Genomic DNA, 16,837 nt, shown 5'->3' on the forward strand with positions numbered 1-16,837 from the left:
AAGTGCTAAAATAAAAAATGCTGATGCGCCACCAAAGTAGGATGCATCAGCATTTTTTAAATCGAATTGACTTTTAGTATTTTTTTCTAAATGCATCTTCATAATTCTCTTCAACTTTCGTCCAATTGATCACATTGAAAAAAGAATCAATGTAATTTCTTCTTCGGTATTGGTACCCTAAGTAGTAGGCATGCTCCCATAAATCCAAAGCCAATATTGGAGTTCCTGGAATAAGGGCATTTTTCATTAAGGGGTTATCTTGATCTTGAGTGCTTGTTACTTGTAGTTTTCCTGATTTATCAACGACCAGCCAAACCCAGGCAGAACCAAATTGTTTCGTTGCTTCAGTTTTAAAAGTAGTGACAAAGTTTTCATACGAGCCAAAATCTCTTGATATCGCTGCTGCCAGTGTATCGGTAGGTTTACCGCCGGTATTTGGAGCCATGGATTTCCAATACAAGGAATGGTTATAATACCCTCCGGCATTGTTTCTTAAGTCAGCATTGTCAAGATCTAACTTCGATAAAATATTTTCGATGGATTGATTTTGATATTCAGTTCCGGCAATGGCATTATTAAGATTGTTAGTGTAGGTAAGATAGTGTTTGGAATAATGCATCTCTAATGTCAAAGGGGAAACTGTAGGCGCCAATGCATCATATGGATAAGGCAGCTTGTCCAATTGAAACGAACCTTTGTTTGCTTTCACATCGTCAGGAAACCCAATAGTTACTTTTTCTTGGGCAGTAGGCAATGGAACTTCCACTACTTCAGTTAGTTTTTTGTTGTTGCAGGAAACTAAAAAGCTAAGTAGTAGTAAAGACGATATTAAAAAATATATTTTTCTCATTGATGCTATTATTTTTTCAACAGGGAATTAATTATTTCTATGTACTGTTCTTTTGCTTCGTCAGCTGTCAGATGACTGATCTGCATCCAAGCATTAGTTTTAAAAGCATCCCGTAAATGGTAAGTCGGTGTTTTTCTTGGCTCTAAAGAGCCAAAAGTAGCCTGTTTGTAGAGGGCATATAAACGGAGTTGGACATCTTGTGGTAAAGATCCCTGAGTCATTCGGGAAGCGATAGTAAGCGCTTCCTGAAATTGAGTGTCTAATTCTTTTGCAATCATTATCCTTTTGTTGCAATAATCGTTTTCCCTCCAACTGCTTTTTGATTAAGTACAACATTTATTGGAGTTCCGATAGGTAAAAACAAATCAACTCTAGAGCCAAATTTAATGAAACCAGCATCGGTACCTTGTACAACCTGCATGCCTTCTTCAGCATAATTTACGATTCTTCGGGCTAATGCACCGGCAACTTGACGGTATAAAATAGCGCCGAACGTATTGTTTTCGACCACTATGGTAGTTCGCTCGTTTTCCTCACTTGCTTTAGGATGCCATGCAACCAAAAATTTCCCGGGATGGTATTTGCTGAATTTTACAACTCCACTAATTGGATAACGGGTCACATGTACATTAATTGGCGACATGAATATAGAGATTTGCAAACGCTTGTCTTTGTAGTATTCGGCTTCATAAACTTCTTCTATTACAACTACTTTCCCATCAACTGGAGCCAGTATCTGGTTTTCACCGATCAGAACAGTTCTCTTAGGATTTCTAAAAAATTGTAGGATGATTACCAATATCAAAAAAGCGCCAAGCTGAATTAGCTTCTTAGGCCACATGTTGTCAATAAAATTGTCAGATAGTAATAATACAGTCGCTGTAAAAATAATACCTAGTAAAATAGTCTTGGTTCCTTCTTTATGAAACATAATTTAAAATTTGATAAAATAAAAATACAATTGGTGCTACAAATATAACACTATCTAGTCGATCTAGCACGCCACCATGGCCCGGCATTATTTTCCCGCTGTCTTTGACCCCAGCAAAACGTTTGAATTTAGATTCAATTAAATCACCCGTAGTTCCAAATACCCCTACGATTAAGGCAATAATAATCCAAATAAACATTTTACCTTCAGCAATCTCGATGTAATATTTTGAAATTAAATAACTGGCAATAACGGAAAATACAACTCCCCCCATAAAACCTTCTATCGTTTTCTTTGGAGATATACGTTCGAACAATTTCGTTTTTCCGATGGACTTCCCCACTATATAGGCAAAGCTATCGTTTGTCCATATTAGTATAAAGATGCTTATAAGGATTTTAGGGTTATAACCATTTATTCCAAAGGGAATTTTTGTCATGATAACGAATGGAAGTATAATGTAGCCTAGTAGGTAAATGTATTTTGAAAAGGAGTCAATTTTGATGTTTTTATTATCAAAAAGAAAGTGAATGCATTTTAAGAATACAATTAGGGTAAAAGTGAGAACAATCAGATCGAATGTCTTGTTAAATCTTAATTGGTAAAGTAATCCGGCTGTGGCAATAGTTATCTGATAAAATAGGATGTAAGTTGCAGCAGCAAGTATAAAAGGAATAATTTTATTAAGATGTACCAAGTTACAAAACTCTACCGTAGCTATAAGGAGAAATACGCCAAACAGAATGAAAAAACTTTCTGTTGAAAATAGGATGGAAGCTATTAATAAAATAACATAAATAGCTCCAGAAATAGATCTCTTAAGGGTTTCATTCATTTTAAAGATCTTCTAAAAGCAACAAATAAAGATTTTTTGCGGCACTACCATATTGGGTAAAGTCTTCTTCTTTTGCTTTTTCAAAATATTTTATAGCGGTAATATTCGTTGGGATATCTTTTTCGTACTTCTTTTTTATTGCACTAAGTCCGTCGCTTTTTATTGCAAGAATTTGTGACGTTGTTGCGAAAACAACAATATTGATAGGCAGCTCATTGGGCTTGTGCTGTTTTATCTGTTTTGAACAAAATAAGATAGAACCTTCTCCAGCTATCAGATTTTCGCAATTGGAAAAAAGGAACTTAGGGTTTGGTGACTTTTCATAACTGAGTTTGTTTTCCTCTAGTATATTGAAAAGTTTGGGTTCATAACATAGCACGTTACTTTCATACCAGTCATTTTCTTGAAGAATGTTTTCGAATTGTTCTTTAACTTCCTCTAAATTTTCACAGTATAGAAATTTACCACCGTTTTTTTTGAAGTTATAGATGAATTGTTCATCGATAGACATATTGGCCGTGTCAGGAAGAAAACTACTGTTATCTTGCTTTTTTTCGTCATCTGACGATGAAAGACTTGAACCAAAAATTTTTCTGAAAAGACTCATATGTTGTTAAGGTGCTTTATTTATTAAGTTTAAACTCTTCAAAGATAAAAAAATCTTAATTCAAAAGTGGTTTTTGAATTAAGATTTTAAAAATAATTAAATTAGCTGTCTTATTTAAGATACTGTTTCTTCAAGGTTTTTATCAAATGTTCGTTTTCCGAAAATAGCTTCTAAATCATCTTTAAAGATAACTTCTTTTTCAATTAGTATATCTGCTAGTTGATTCAGTTTGTCTTTATTCTCTTCTAAGATGTCGATAGCTCTTTGGTATTGAGTTTCAATAAGTAATGAAATTTCAGTGTCAATGATTTTTGCAGTTTCCTCAGAATAGGGCTTAGCAAAATTATATTCGCTTTGTCCAGTTGAATCATAATAAGTTACATTTCCTATTTTATCATTCAATCCGTAAACGGTTACCATAGCACGAGCTTGTTTAGTTACTTTTTCTAAGTCACTTAAAGCGCCTGTAGAAATTCTACCAAAAGTAACTTTTTCAGCCGCTCTTCCTCCCATAGTAGCGCACATTTCGTCTAACATTTGATCAGCACGAACAATTAAACGCTCCTCAGGTAAATACCAAGCAGCTCCAAGACTTTGCCCTCTTGGAACAATTGTAACTTTTATCAGTGGTGCCGCATGTTCTAACATCCAACTCACTGTTGCGTGTCCTGCTTCATGGATAGCGATCGCTTTCTTTTCTCCAGGAGTTACAATTTTATTTTTCTTCTCTAAACCACCAACAATTCTATCGACAGCATCAAGGAAATCTTGTTTGTCAACAGCAGTTTTGTTGTATCGAGCAGCAATTAATGCCGCTTCATTACAAACATTGGCGATGTCGGCTCCTGAGAAACCAGGAGTTTGTTTAGCTAAAAATTCAGTATCAAGACCTTCCACTTTTTTTAATGGTGCAAGATGTACTTTAAATATTTCAGCACGTTCGCGAATGTCTGGTAAGTCCACAAAGATTTGTCTGTCAAAACGACCGGCACGCATCAAAGCTTTATCTAGTACGTCTGCTCTGTTTGTTGCCGCTAATACAATTACATTTGAATTGGTTCCAAAGCCATCCATCTCTGTAAGTAATTGATTCAGCGTATTTTCTCTTTCGTCGTTTCCACCTGACATATTGCTTTTCCCTCTTGCTCTACCTACTGCGTCAATCTCATCAATAAAAATAATTGCAGGCGATTTTTCTTTTGCTTGTTTGAATAGATCACGTACTCGTGATGCACCTACACCGACAAACATTTCAACAAAATCAGAACCTGACAAAGAGAAAAATGGTACTTGCGCTTCTCCTGCCACTGCTTTTGCTAATAAAGTCTTCCCTGTTCCCGGAGGTCCTACTAGTAAAGCTCCTTTTGGAATCTTACCACCAAGATTGGTGTATTTCTCTGGGTTTTTCAGAAACTCGACAATTTCTTGTATCTCCTCTTTAGCCCCTTCGAGTCCTGCAACATCTTTAAAGGTAGTTTTTACATCCGTTTTTTCATCAAAAAGTTTAGCTTTCGATTTTCCAATATTGAAAATTTGTCCGCTGCCGCCACCGCCACCGCCTGACATTTTTCTCATAATAAAAATCCAAACACCAATGATGATGATGATTGGCAGTAAGCTGATGAAGATATCAGACCAATTGCTTTTTGACAAGAAATTGAAATCTTGTAATTTACCTTCGCTAACTGCTTTCTCTAGTTTGTTTTGTAATATTTGATCGTTACCAATTATAAAAGTATAATGTGGTCCTTTGTTAGGACTGTCAAAAATATCCTTTGCAACTTTTTTGTTTTCAGTTGATTTTAAAGCGCTGGCTGTCAGAAAAACTTCTGCTTCCGTTTTATTGTAAACAACTACTTTTGCAATTGCGCCTTTGTCTAAAAGCTCATTAAATTTAGACGATGTTATACTTGCTGGTTCTTGTAAACTAGAGCTTCCAGTTATGAAACTAATAAATAAGAAAATAAGTAGTATGGCTGTATAAACTAGCCAAGGGCTTACTTTAAATTTATTAGGCGTAGGGTTGTTATCTTTAGCCATTCTTCTTTTATCTTTTTTTAGTATTTGTTTGCTATTGCAGTGATTTTTGCGTCTCCCCACAAACTTTCGATATTGTAATATTCGCGTATTTGTGTTTGGAAAACATGAACTACCACATTAACATAGTCCATAAGCACCCATTCCGCATTGTCGGAACCCTCAACATGCCAAGGCTTATCTTTTAATTCTTTTGAAACAGTTTTTTGAATGGAGTTAACGATCGCGTTAACTTGTGTGTTTGAATTTCCGTTGCAGATAACAAAATAGTCGCAAACTGCGGTGTCAATATCTCTTAAGTCGAGAATATTTATGTCATTTCCTTTTACTTCTTCGATTCCCTTAATAATGCTTGCCAGAAGGTCATCATTATTTATAGTCTTTTTTGCCATGAATTATTTTTATATAAGTTTGTAAAGTTACCATTTTTTGTGATTATTTTTGGCCCTTAACATAATATTAAATTCCGTTGGAGAAATAATTACTTATGAAACTAATCAAACTCGGTGCCATAGATTCAACAAATGAGTTTCTCAAGGGGTTGTCACATAAGCAGGAACTCGATAACTTTACCGTTGTAATTGCTGAAAAACAAACTAAAGGAAAAGGACAGATGGGCTCCGTGTGGGACGCTGAGGAGGGTAAGAATCTAATAGTGAGTGTTTTTATAAAGGATCCGTTGTTAAGCGTAAAGCAGATTTATAACTTTAATATCGCCATTGCGGTGGCCGTTGTTGCCGCTTTAGAAACCTATAATATTCCTAAATTAAGCATTAAATGGCCAAACGACATTATGTCATATAATTTTAAAATAGGTGGCATTTTGATTGAAAACAGTCTCAAAAGTGACGGTACTGTTTCTTCTGTCGTGGGTCTAGGGCTAAATATTAATCAATTAAATTTTGAGAATTTACCTAAAGCGTCTTCATTAGCGGTGATTTGCGGAGCTCAATTTGATAAGGAGCAACTGCTTCATTCGATTATTGACAAAATGAAACAGAATATTGATTTAGTACAGCAACAACCAGCGTCTTTGTGGTTAGAATATACCGAAAAACTTTTCAAAAAAGGAATTCCGATGCCTTTTAAAGACAATTTTGATAAAAAGTTCATGGGTATTATTCAGGGCGTCTCTTCGCACGGAAAGCTTCGGGTGCTTTTAGAGGATAAAAGTGTTTCTGAATACAGCATCAAAGAAATTCAAATGCTATATTAATAACCGTTCGTAGATTTTTACTGGGTATAAAAAAGAAAGCCTTTTAGTTTGTACTAAAAGGCTTTAATGATAGGATAAGGTCAGCGTTTATAACCTAGTCATATTTGTGGCTAGGGCTTCGATAAATTTACCAATAGGTCCTTTAATCATCATGGCCATCATAGGGTTGAATTCCCCTTCGAAATCAAGTTGTACGGCACTGGAATTGTCTGAAATAGTATCAATGTTTGCTACTAAAGTGAAAGGTAGTTTGTCGCTTGCAGCCCCAAGTACTACTTTTGTAGGTGCTACTTTTTCTTTCATTTTTAATTTAATTTCCGGCATGCCTTTTAATCCAAAAATAAAAGCGTCCTCACCGATTACTTCAAACTTAGCAATGTTATCTGGCATTAATTTTTCAAAACTTTTCACATCTGTCAATAAATCGAATAATTCTTGTGCTGATTTTTGAACGGTAACTTTTGGACTTTCTAAGTTCATATTTTAAATTTGTTTTTTTATTTTATATCCCAAGTCGAAGGATTCACACTCCATTCTCTCAAGGTTTGTTCTTCTTTTTCACTAATGTAATTTTTGGCAACAGCCAAATTCAACAAGTTTTGATAGTTACTTAAAGTGTACAAATCGATATTGGCGTTTTTAAAGTTTTGTTCGGCTACATCAAACCCGTAAGTAAATATAGCGGCCATCCCTTTTATATTTGCACCAGCAGTGCGCAAAGCTTCAACAGCCATCAAACTACTGTTTCCGGTACTGATTAAATCTTCAACAACAACTACACTTTGTCCTTTTTGCAAGAAACCCTCCACCTGGTTTTGACGCCCGTGTTTTTTAGCTTCTGGTCTAACATATACAAAGGGTACTCCTAAACTTTCGGCAACTAGGATGCCAATTCCTATTGCTCCAGTGGCAACACCGGCAATAACATCTGGTTTTCCAAATTTATTCTCAATGTGTTTAGAAAACTCATCTCGTACATAATTTCGTATCGTTGGAAATGAGAGTATTAGCCTGTTATCACAATAAATAGGTGATTTCCATCCAGAAGCCCATGTAAAAGGATTTCCTGGATTCAATTTAATTGCATTTATTTGCAAAAGTAGTTCGGCTGTTTTTTCGGCAGTATCTTTATTAAAAATCATATTACAAATGTATAAAGTTTTTGTTAACGACAAACCACTTTTTTTGACAAATAAAATTTCAAAAGAAACAGATTTTCAATTGTTCTTGCTGGAAAGTATAGATATTGAGCAACTTATCGTGAAAATTTTTCAAAATAAAATTCAAAAAGCTTACCTCTATCATCCTGATGAAAAGGAAATCATGAAGACTTTGAAAGCTAAAATTCGCGTTTGTAAAGCAGGAGGAGGCTTTGTCCATAATAAAAATGGCGAGGTTTTATTCATTTTCAGGAACGGAAAATGGGATTTGCCTAAGGGTGGAATCGAAAAAGGTGAGGAAATTGAGGAGACTGCGATGCGTGAAGTGGAAGAAGAAACGGGAGTAGATCAATTGCGTGTTACAAAAAAGCTCCAAAAAACATATCATGTTTTCAAACGCAACGGGAAATACAAGCTTAAAATTACCCATTGGTTTGAAATGGAATCTGATTTTGAGGGTACGCCCAAGGGTCAGTTAGAAGAAGGCATTGAAAAAGTGGCGTGGCTGAAGCCCGAGGAAATTCCGGAAGCTTTAAAAAATTCATACGAAAACATCAAATTATTGTTTGAAGAAGAAAAACTCCCTGAATAGGAGTTTTTTTTTATTTATAACATGCGGTAGAGTGGATATTGCAAATGCGCTTTTTCATAGTAGACTGAGTGTTTGTAAACCCAGTCTAATTGAGCTTCGGGACTTTTAGCAAAGACAGGGTCCGCTATTTTTTTCTGTTCCAAAGCTTCTTTAAGTTTCGGGTTGTCTTTTAATATCTGAGCTGCAGTATCCTCAAAGGCATAGTCAGAGTAGCCTTCTTTTTGCTGTAACATGGTATCGAAAAAATTCCAATTGAAAAAAGAATCTATTCCTTCGGGTTCTAATGTTTCCATTAGATATTTTACGCCTTTTTGTTGTGTAGCGATAACATAATCTCCTTTGGCGAAAGCCACCCTTTCTGTTTTAGCCACTATTTTAGTGTCTCTATGAATATAGTGCCCTTCATAGGGCGTGTTTGAAGTTTTATAATCGGTAATTTTATATCCTTGTACTTCAATTAAAGTGTCTTTTTCTAACTGCGTAAAAGCAATTTTATTACTTTTTAATAAATCGATAACATTCCAAAATGCCTGTGGAATAATATAAGCTGTGGGTATGGTGATTTCTTTTACTGATTTGTATTCTTTTAGATAGGGAATGTCTTTTTTGAATGGTTTGGATCGGTCATAAAACAAACGATTACCGGTAGTAACTTCACTTTTTTTATGACCAGCTTCAAAGCCCAAAAATGAAAATTTGGAGACTTTTACAGTGTCAATTTCCCATTTGATAGAATAGGAATTTTTAGGCGCATATTGTTTTTCGTTTTGCAGGCGCATTTGTTTGATTTGTGTGTAATTCGCATCCATAAAATCAATTGTGGAACGCATGTACTCGTAGGTTGCTTTTACTCGATCTGTATATTTTTTCAGCATGTGTGTTTCAACAACAAAACCTATGGTATTAAATAGGGAGGTGTAGCCTGTCGAATATCTGGGACTGTCAAAAAATTGCATAAAGCCATTGTCCGGTGTTTCGCTGAAAGCATTTACATAGGGGGTGGTTTCAATATTTTTTTTCTGTAAATCAAGAATGATTGAAGGCATTATTTCAGTATCTAGATAGGTACCTAAAACGGTTCCTAATTGGTTCTGTTGTGTCATGATATAGGTAAGTTTGTATTGATAATCTGCTCCATTGCTTACATGGTTGTCTATAAAAACATCGGGGTTCAATTTATGAAAGAGTTCTGCAAAGCTTTTGGTGTTTCGCGTGTCCGATTTAATAAAATCCCGATTTAAGTCATAATTTCGACCATTGCCTCGAAAACCATAAATTTCGGGTCCGTCCTGATTCGCTCTTGTAGTCGAATTTCTATTCAGCGCCCCTCCGATATTATAAACCGGAATGGTCGATACAATCGTATTCTTTGGAATTTTAATTTTCCCTAAAGCCAAATCACGGAATAATTGCATCGTCGCATCAATCCCATCTGGCTCTCCGGCATGAATGCCATTATTAATTAATAAGACGGCTTTATTTTTTTGAATTTCGGCAAGATTAAATTGTTTTTCTGGATTAAAAATCACGAGATGTAGTGGTTCGCCACTGTCAGTAGCGCCCATTTTGAGCATTTTTATGGAGGAAAAGTCATTTGCCAGAAGGGTGTAATAGTCGATGGTTTCTGGGTAAGACGCCGATTGATTTCCGTTTCCTTTTTCAAAAAAAGTACTGTACTTAGTATCTTTTTGCGCGAAATTTGCCAATGAAAATAGTAGGAACGCAACGGTAAAGAATCTCATATTTAGTTTTTTTAGGGTATAAGTCAAATGTAATATTTTTTTCACGGTAATTTTTATGATGCAATTTATTAAAATGAAAATGTGACCTGAATAGTAATAACTGACCACTGACCACTTTTTTTAAGTACTTTTGCAAAATGAATAAGAGACACCATTCCAATAATATCCTTTTGAATTTAGGTATCGAAAACCTAAATGAAATGCAGGAAGCTGCGCAAGAAACAATATTAAATGATAATAACGTTTTGTTGCTTTCACCTACAGGTTCAGGGAAAACCTTGGCTTTTTTATTGCCTATATTAGAGATGTTACAACCCGAAATTCTTTCGGTTCAATGTTTAATTCTGGTTCCTTCTAGGGAGTTAGGACTGCAAATTGAACAAGTTTGGAAGAAAATGGGTACCGACTATAAAGTAAATGTATGTTATGGTGGTCACTCCATCGACACCGAAATCAAGAACTTAAGCAATCCGCCGGCTGTTTTAATAGGAACTCCCGGACGTATTGCAGATCATATTGATAGGGGGACTTTTAGAGTAGATAAAATTCAAACGTTGATTTTGGATGAATTTGACAAATCATTGCAACTTGGTTTCCATGAGCAAATGTCATTCATCATTGGTAAATTAACCAAATTGAACAAACGCGTTTTAGTTTCGGCAACTTCAGATATTGAGATTCCAAGATACACCAGAGTAGTAAATCCGACGATTTTGGACTTTATTCCAGAAAATGAAGAAGAAACTAATCTTTCCACAAAATTGGTTGTTTCCAAGGAAAAGGATAAGATTGGAAGTTTGTTTAACCTTATTTGCTCGTTGAAATCGCAATCGGCAATCGTTTTTTGCAATCATAGAGATGCTGCAGAACGCATCAGTGACACTTTAAATGAAAAAGGGATCTATTCCACCTATTATCATGGCGGAATGGATCAGGACGAGAGAGAACGAGCTTTAATCCAATTTAGAAACGGAAGTGTGAGTTATTTGATTACTACTGATTTAGCGGCCCGTGGTCTTGATATTCCCGAAATGAATCATGTTATCCACTATCATCTACCTTCAAAAGAGGATGAATTCACGCATAGAAACGGTAGAACTGCCCGTATGCTAGCTACAGGAACGGCCTATGTCATCGCTCATGAGAGTGAGAAAAAAATGGATTACATTAATTACGGAATGGAAGTTTTTAAATCGGAAAGTGCTTCATTGCCTAAACCTCCGGAGTTTCAAACCATTTACATAAGTGGCGGAAAGAAAAATAAATTGAATAAAATTGATATCGTAGGTTTCTTTTCTCAGAAGGGAAAACTGGAAAAAGGAGATTTAGGTTTAATTGAAGTAAAAGATTTTATTTCTTTTGCGGCAGTAAAATTTAATAAAGTAAAAGACCTGCTTCATAACATCCAGGATGAAAAAATGAAGGGCAAAAAGTTTAAAATCGAAGTAGCTAGAAAAGTGATTAAGAAAGAAGAGGAGTCTTAGTATTTAGCGATCAGTAAACAGTGTTCAGTTTTTTGTTGAAGTATTCATTAGTAAGTCCTTAATGGCTTTGAATTGAAAATACTCGATTTGAGTTTTTAAAAATATTAAATAAAAAAACGTTAGCAGAAAATGTATTGCTAACGTTTTTCTTATGCTTTTATCTCTCTAATACTGTAAACCGAGACTGAATGCTTTTCCAGTTCAAACACTGTGAATTGAGACACTGCAAACTATAATTTCTTCACGTATTGTGTAATGATTACGATAGTTTGTCCGTCCACTTTACCTTCAATGAACTCGGCATTGTCATGATCCAGTCTGATGTTACGCACTGCAGTTCCCTGTTTTGCAACCATACTCGAACCTTTTACTTTCAAATCCTTGATCAAAACTACTGAGTCACCTACTGCTAAAATAACTCCGTTGCTGTCTCTGTGGATCACCTTATTTTCATCTTCTTCCCCTTCACCCGTTGCTTGAGCCCAGGCTAAAGTGTCTTCGTCTAAATACATTTGGTCGATTAATTCTTGAGGCCAACCAGCAGAACGTAAACGGCTCAACATTCTCCAAGACACTACTTGTACTGCAGTATGCTCGCTCCACATGCTGTCGTTTAAACATCTCCAATGGTTTAGATCTTCGTTACCCGGAGTTTCAATTTGGTCTATACAGGTACTGCAAGCCAGAATACTTTCGTTTAATCCACCTTTTTTGGTCGGTAGTACTTCATATATTTTTAGGTTTTCAGTTGCTGCACAAAGTTCACATTTCGATCCGCTTCTTTTGTTTAATTCTCTTTCTATGCTCATTGTTGAAATTTGTTATGATGTGGCGAAAATAAGATTATTACGTACTTTTCGCAAGTTTGTTATTTTTATTGGTTTTGTGCTCGTTGAGAAAGTATAGAATACTTTTTTCTTAAACACATAGTCCCGAAGCTTCGGGGCATAGATTTTTATGTTGTAATAAAAGGTATTTCATTTTCTTTAGAGAACAGCCCTTTCGCTACATGCTGAATACTCAAAACTGAATTGGTAACACACTGACTAGTGCAATCTGAATACCGAAAACTATTTAACTCTCACCGCTTTAGGGACTAGCATTTGGTATTCACCGCCGTTTCGGAGTACGTCCCGTACGATGCTGGAACTAATGTACGAAGTACGTGCCGCAGTCAACAAAAATACCGTTTCTATTTTGGACAGATGCCTGTTCGTGTGTGCAATGGCTTTTTCGAATTCAAAATCGGCAGGATTACGCAAACCACGCAGAATAAAATCGGCTTTGATTCTATGACATAAATCAATCGTCAGACCTTCATAGGTGATCACCGTAACTTTTGGCTCATCTTTGAATGTTTCCTCGACAAAGCGCTTTCTGTCTTCCAAGGAAAACATGTATTTCTTTTCGGCATTAACACCTATTGCAATCACTATTTCGTCAAAAAGGGAAACCCCTCTTTTTATAATGTCTTCATGTCCTAGTGTTATGGGGTCAAACGATCCTGGAAATATGGCTTTTCTCATTTGTTTAAGATTTTAAAATTTAGATTCTTTACTTAGTATTAATATAAAAAAAATAGAAATTGTTAATCGCGGTCTATTTGATAGATTATTCTTTTATCAAATAATTCTTTCAGGTTTTCTTTTGAGAAAAACTGTGTTCTCTTGTAATTTTCATCAATATCTATTTCGTTAATTCCTGTTCCACTGCTCGTTTCCATATCATTAAGGTAGATATTAACACTGTCTCTAATGACTGATTTAACTTTTAAAGTAGAAAAGTGTCCATCGTTATTTATTCGATAAATATCACCAGTAAAAGGATTTTGTATGTATGTTTTTTCAGCTTTTTCAGCTCGAATTCCAGTATAAATGGCAACTGACATTAAAGCTGCTAATAAAAAGGAACCTGAAAATTGCCATACGGGAGTTTTTACAGGACTCTTTTTATATTGTTTCTGGAAGATGTTTTTAATTTCATAAGGTAATTCTATTAATTTATATATCTTTTTGCAATTGTCGCACTCTACTATAATTGTTCGTTTAATTGGAGCAGTTGGTATGATGATAACATTTACAAAGCCCCCGTATATTGAGAATTTTAATCCGTTTTTAAAATTACAATTTGGGCACAATGAATTTTCAATAGTTCCCGTTTGTATTTTTTTTACGTTACGACCTATATTTAGTAGCATAAGTCAAGTATTAATTACTAATTAAGACAATGTTTCTTGATTATAATGCCAATTCTATAGCATTCGTAAACAAATCTTCTAGTGAAATTCCTGCTGCTAACGATTGTTGCGGAAGTAGACTTTCTGATGTCAGACCGGGTACAGTATTCATCTCTAGCATGAAGGGCTCGTCCTCTACAATAATAAACTCCGTTCTCGAGAAGCCTTTGATCCTTAGTAACTCATAAGCGCGCTTCGCTATAGCGCCCACTTTCTCCGTCATTTCATCAGAAATTCGTGCCGGTGTGATTTCTTGGGATTTTCCGAGATATTTAGCTTCATAGTCAAAGAATTCATTTTCTGAAACAATTTCAGTGATGGGCAAAACGGTTGTTATTCCTTTATAGTTGATTACGCCCACTGAAACTTCAGTACCGTCAAGGAAGCTTTCTATGATGATTTCGTTATCTTCCACATAGGCTACTTCTATGGCAAGGGGCAACTCGGCTTCGGTTTTTACTTTTGAAATTCCAAAACTGGAACCTGCTTTATTGGGTTTCACAAAACAAGGTAATCCCACTTTTTTCACTATTTCGTCTGTGTAGATTTTGTCGCCTTTGTTCAAGTAATAGGAAACTGCGCTTTTTATTCCGTATGGTTTTAATACCGAGAGGAAGTCTCTTTTGTTGAACGTGAGCGCCGCTTGGTAATAATCACATGAGGTTTGTGGAATTTCTAGCAATTCAAGAAAGGCTTGCATGAGCCCGTCTTCACCCGGAGTTCCGTGTATCGCGTTAAAAACACAATCAAAATTGATTTTATTGCCGTCAACGGTCACCGAAAAATCATTTTTATCTATTGGGAATTCGATTTCATTATCGTCCACGTAGACCCATTTTTCTTTTAATATATGGACGCAAAATCCGTTGTATTTCGTTTTATCCAGATAGTGGTGTACGAGATTCCCGCTAATCAGTGATATTTTATACTCGCTGGAATAACCACCCATGATAATGGCAATGTTTTTCATTCTATTTTGTTTAAGGTTTTGAGGTTTAAAGTTTTATATTTAAACTCATATTTAGGGTTTCTTGTTTTGACAACCAATGGTATTTAGTCCCGATAATAGCGAATTCCTTTTCTTGTTCTCGTTTTTAACGACCTCAGTAAAAGATATAGCGTCCCGATGCTTCGGAAGCGAGAAATAGCTACTAATTCATGTCTGCGATATAAAATTAACTTTTTCTTTGAACTAATTCCCCTTTCATAAAAATGAGGGGGTACTAATCTTAATTTTTTACTGGTTCAAAAATAGAAATGTTTTTTCACTTTCTCTAAAGACAGACGTTAAATACTATTAAACAAAATTATCATTTTTTTTGAAACGAATAAGGTATATCTTTGCCGTATTATAAAAATAAATTTATGAGTTTACCTAAGTATCTTATCAGCCGTGTATTTCTTGTTCAAGTATTTTTAGCCGTTTTGATTATTGCTGTACTGGGATTTTTTTTTATGCATTGGTTGACCTTTACGACTGATCATGGAAATGAAATCACGGTTCCTAATTTGAGCAAATTAACGGAGGAGCAAGTCGAGGAGAAACTGGATGAATTAGATCTTGATTATGTATTGCTGGATAGTGTAAATTATAAGAGTGATTTTCCCAAGTTTTCTGTTGTACAGCAGGATCCTTTGCCAGGCGAAAAAGTGAAAGTGGGAAGAAAGGTCTATATCAAAATTAACAGTTCCGGATTTTCGTCAGTGAAAGTTCCGGATTTAATTGGAAAAACCTATCGTGAAGCAGTCCCTACTTTAAAAACATTGGGCTTAGAAGAGGGAACGATTACGTATGTGCCGAACCTTGGAAAAGACATGGTGCTGGAAATGCGTTACAAAGGAAGAAACATAAAACCGGGGGATAAAGTCTTGAAATCCTCTAAAATCGATTTGGTTTTAGGTGACGGTAAAATGAGTTATGAAGAAGAGATAGGAACGGATAGTATTGCTAATCCAACAGAAGAAATGCCAAATGAACAATAATGTAGAGTCAGTTGACTTAGAAGAAGAATTATACGAACACTTTAAATTTGAAGTACCTAAAGGTCAAGCGCCTTTGCGAATCGACAAATATTTGATGGGTCTGATTCAAAATGCAACCCGTAACAAAATTCAAATAGCTGCTACGGAAGGGAATATTTTTGTGAACGACTCTACAGTAAAGTCGAATTACAAAGTAAAAGCTTTTGATGTAGTGCGTGTGATGCTAACGCATCCTCCCTTTGAAAATCATATTGTGCCGGAGAATATTCCATTGGATATTGTTTATGAAGATGACACCTTGTTGTTGATTAACAAAAAGCCAGGAATGGTTGTTCATCCAGGACACGGAAACTACACTGGAACTTTAGTTCATGCCTTGGCGTATCATTTTGATAACTTGCCAATGAACAGTAGCGAGCGACCGGGACTGGTGCATCGAATTGACAAAGACACCTCAGGATTATTGGTGATTGCCAAAACGGAAGCTGCGATGTCACACCTAGCAAAACAATTTGAAGCTAAAACTTCCGAAAGGGAGTATGTGGCGCTTGTGTGGGGTAATGTAGTTGCCGATGCAGGAACAATTGAAGGTAATGTGGCCCGTCACGTAAAAGACCGCATGCAAATGGCTGTTTTTGCCGATCCTGAAATAGGGAAGCCAGCAGTTACGCACTACAAGGTATTGGAACGTTTTGGTTATGTGACGTTGATCTCGTGCCAACTGGAAACGGGAAGAACGCATCAAATTCGTGTTCATTTAAAGCACATTGGTCACACTTTGTTTAATGACGAGCGTTATGGCGGTCATTTGATTTTGAAAGGAACTACGTTTACTAAGTACAAACAGTTTATAGACAATTGTTTTAAAATATTGCCAAGACAGGCCCTACATGCCAAAACACTTGGATTTGTTCATCCTACAACGGGTGAGATGATGCGTTTTGATACAGAGCTGCCTCAGGATTTTCAGGATTGTATTGAAAAATGGAGAGGTTACTCTAAAACCAATTTAACGGAAGAAGGCGAGAAATAGACTTATCGCAGTATAGCACTGTCTAAGATATCCATCTAAATGAAAATCCCTCTTGATAACAATCGAGAGGGATTTCTTATTTGTACTTTGGTTTACGGGAAGTAGCGACTCCACGAGTTGGAGTGAATTAG

19 protein-coding genes are annotated in these 16,837 nt (G+C 35.8%); 5 read left to right on the forward strand and 14 right to left on the reverse strand.

The window, feature by feature from the left end; translation table 11 throughout:
• Window positions 1–73: 73 nt before the first annotated feature.
• The 7 genes from CXF59_RS00620 to rsfS form a co-directional block, all read right to left on the reverse strand.
• A complete protein-coding gene (locus tag CXF59_RS00620) occupies window positions 74–850 on the reverse strand; it encodes a superoxide dismutase (protein ID WP_101135794.1) in 777 nt (258 codons plus the stop codon).
• An 8-nt stretch (window positions 851–858) separates the two neighbouring features.
• On the reverse strand, window positions 859–1,128 hold the full coding sequence (locus CXF59_RS00625) for an acyl-CoA-binding protein (RefSeq protein ID WP_101135795.1): 270 nt from the start codon (window positions 1,126–1,128) through the stop codon (window positions 859–861).
• Entirely contained in the window at window positions 1,128–1,781 is a 654-nt protein-coding gene (locus tag CXF59_RS00630) for a phosphatidylserine decarboxylase family protein (RefSeq protein ID WP_101135796.1), read from the reverse strand. The genes CXF59_RS00625 and CXF59_RS00630 overlap by 1 nt, the downstream gene beginning before the upstream one ends.
• Window positions 1,771–2,616, reverse strand: a complete 846-nt coding sequence (locus CXF59_RS00635) for a phosphatidate cytidylyltransferase (protein WP_101135797.1) — start codon at window positions 2,614–2,616, stop codon at window positions 1,771–1,773. The genes CXF59_RS00630 and CXF59_RS00635 overlap by 11 nt, the downstream gene beginning before the upstream one ends.
• 1 nt (window position 2,617) lies before the next feature.
• Window positions 2,618–3,223: a lactate utilization protein B/C gene (locus tag CXF59_RS00640; protein ID WP_101135798.1), complete on the reverse strand. Its 606-nt coding sequence runs from the start codon at window positions 3,221–3,223 to the stop codon at window positions 2,618–2,620.
• A 114-nt stretch (window positions 3,224–3,337) separates the two neighbouring features.
• Complete coding sequence (gene ftsH / locus CXF59_RS00645) at window positions 3,338–5,263, reverse strand: ATP-dependent zinc metalloprotease FtsH (RefSeq protein ID WP_101135799.1); 1,926 nt, start codon at window positions 5,261–5,263, stop codon at window positions 3,338–3,340.
• A 17-nt stretch (window positions 5,264–5,280) separates the two neighbouring features.
• Window positions 5,281–5,652, reverse strand: a complete 372-nt coding sequence (gene rsfS / locus CXF59_RS00650) for a ribosome silencing factor (RefSeq protein WP_101135800.1) — start codon at window positions 5,650–5,652, stop codon at window positions 5,281–5,283.
• A gap of 95 nt (window positions 5,653–5,747) precedes the next feature.
• Here rsfS and CXF59_RS00655 point away from each other — a divergent pair, with 95 nt between their 5' ends.
• Window positions 5,748–6,476, forward strand: coding sequence for a biotin--[acetyl-CoA-carboxylase] ligase (locus CXF59_RS00655; RefSeq protein ID WP_101135801.1), 729 nt, complete (start codon window positions 5,748–5,750; stop codon window positions 6,474–6,476).
• Window positions 6,477–6,563: 87 nt separating this feature from the next.
• Here CXF59_RS00655 and CXF59_RS00660 read toward each other — a convergent pair whose 3' ends face one another.
• The gene (locus tag CXF59_RS00660) at window positions 6,564–6,956 is read right to left on the reverse strand and encodes an orotate phosphoribosyltransferase (RefSeq protein ID WP_101135802.1); all 393 of its coding nucleotides are present in this window, start codon (window positions 6,954–6,956) and stop codon (window positions 6,564–6,566) included.
• A 17-nt stretch (window positions 6,957–6,973) separates the two neighbouring features.
• Window positions 6,974–7,618 (reverse strand): orotate phosphoribosyltransferase, encoded by a 645-nt coding sequence (gene pyrE / locus CXF59_RS00665; protein WP_101135803.1) that lies wholly within the window; start codon window positions 7,616–7,618, stop codon window positions 6,974–6,976.
• Between the two features lie 7 nt (window positions 7,619–7,625).
• Here pyrE and CXF59_RS00670 point away from each other — a divergent pair, with 7 nt between their 5' ends.
• Entirely contained in the window at window positions 7,626–8,228 is a 603-nt protein-coding gene (locus CXF59_RS00670) for an NUDIX hydrolase (RefSeq protein WP_101135804.1), read from the forward strand.
• Window positions 8,229–8,242: 14 nt separating this feature from the next.
• Here the strand turns inward: CXF59_RS00670 and CXF59_RS00675 are convergent, their stop codons facing one another.
• Window positions 8,243–9,970: a M14 family metallopeptidase gene (locus CXF59_RS00675; RefSeq protein ID WP_101135805.1), complete on the reverse strand. Its 1,728-nt coding sequence runs from the start codon at window positions 9,968–9,970 to the stop codon at window positions 8,243–8,245.
• A gap of 137 nt (window positions 9,971–10,107) precedes the next feature.
• Here CXF59_RS00675 and CXF59_RS00680 point away from each other — a divergent pair, with 137 nt between their 5' ends.
• A complete protein-coding gene (locus CXF59_RS00680) occupies window positions 10,108–11,454 on the forward strand; it encodes a DEAD/DEAH box helicase (protein WP_101135806.1) in 1,347 nt (448 codons plus the stop codon).
• A 230-nt stretch (window positions 11,455–11,684) separates the two neighbouring features.
• Here the strand turns inward: CXF59_RS00680 and CXF59_RS00685 are convergent, their stop codons facing one another.
• From CXF59_RS00685 to CXF59_RS00700, 4 genes are all read right to left on the reverse strand, one after another.
• On the reverse strand, window positions 11,685–12,263 hold the full coding sequence (locus CXF59_RS00685; protein WP_101135807.1) for an alkylphosphonate utilization protein: 579 nt from the start codon (window positions 12,261–12,263) through the stop codon (window positions 11,685–11,687).
• Between the two features lie 261 nt (window positions 12,264–12,524).
• Window positions 12,525–12,980 (reverse strand): pantetheine-phosphate adenylyltransferase, encoded by a 456-nt coding sequence (gene coaD / locus CXF59_RS00690; protein ID WP_101135808.1) that lies wholly within the window; start codon window positions 12,978–12,980, stop codon window positions 12,525–12,527.
• A gap of 62 nt (window positions 12,981–13,042) precedes the next feature.
• On the reverse strand, window positions 13,043–13,651 hold the full coding sequence (locus tag CXF59_RS00695) for a hypothetical protein (RefSeq protein ID WP_101135809.1): 609 nt from the start codon (window positions 13,649–13,651) through the stop codon (window positions 13,043–13,045).
• Between the two features lie 40 nt (window positions 13,652–13,691).
• Window positions 13,692–14,660 carry a D-alanine--D-alanine ligase gene (locus CXF59_RS00700; protein WP_101135810.1) on the reverse strand — a complete coding sequence of 323 codons (969 nt, stop codon included), beginning with the start codon at window positions 14,658–14,660 and terminating at the stop codon, window positions 13,692–13,694.
• Between the two features lie 395 nt (window positions 14,661–15,055).
• Between CXF59_RS00700 and CXF59_RS00705 the strand changes: the two genes are divergently transcribed.
• Together CXF59_RS00705 and CXF59_RS00710 are read left to right on the forward strand one after the other, a co-directional pair.
• A complete protein-coding gene (locus tag CXF59_RS00705) occupies window positions 15,056–15,673 on the forward strand; it encodes a PASTA domain-containing protein (RefSeq protein ID WP_101135811.1) in 618 nt (205 codons plus the stop codon).
• On the forward strand, window positions 15,663–16,706 hold the full coding sequence (locus tag CXF59_RS00710; protein ID WP_101135812.1) for an RluA family pseudouridine synthase: 1,044 nt from the start codon (window positions 15,663–15,665) through the stop codon (window positions 16,704–16,706). Before CXF59_RS00705 ends, CXF59_RS00710 begins: the two co-directional genes overlap by 11 nt.
• Window positions 16,707–16,837: the final 131 nt, after the last annotated feature.

Source organism: Flavobacterium sp. ALD4 (genome assembly GCF_002836475.1).
Classification (GTDB): domain Bacteria; phylum Bacteroidota; class Bacteroidia; order Flavobacteriales; family Flavobacteriaceae; genus Flavobacterium.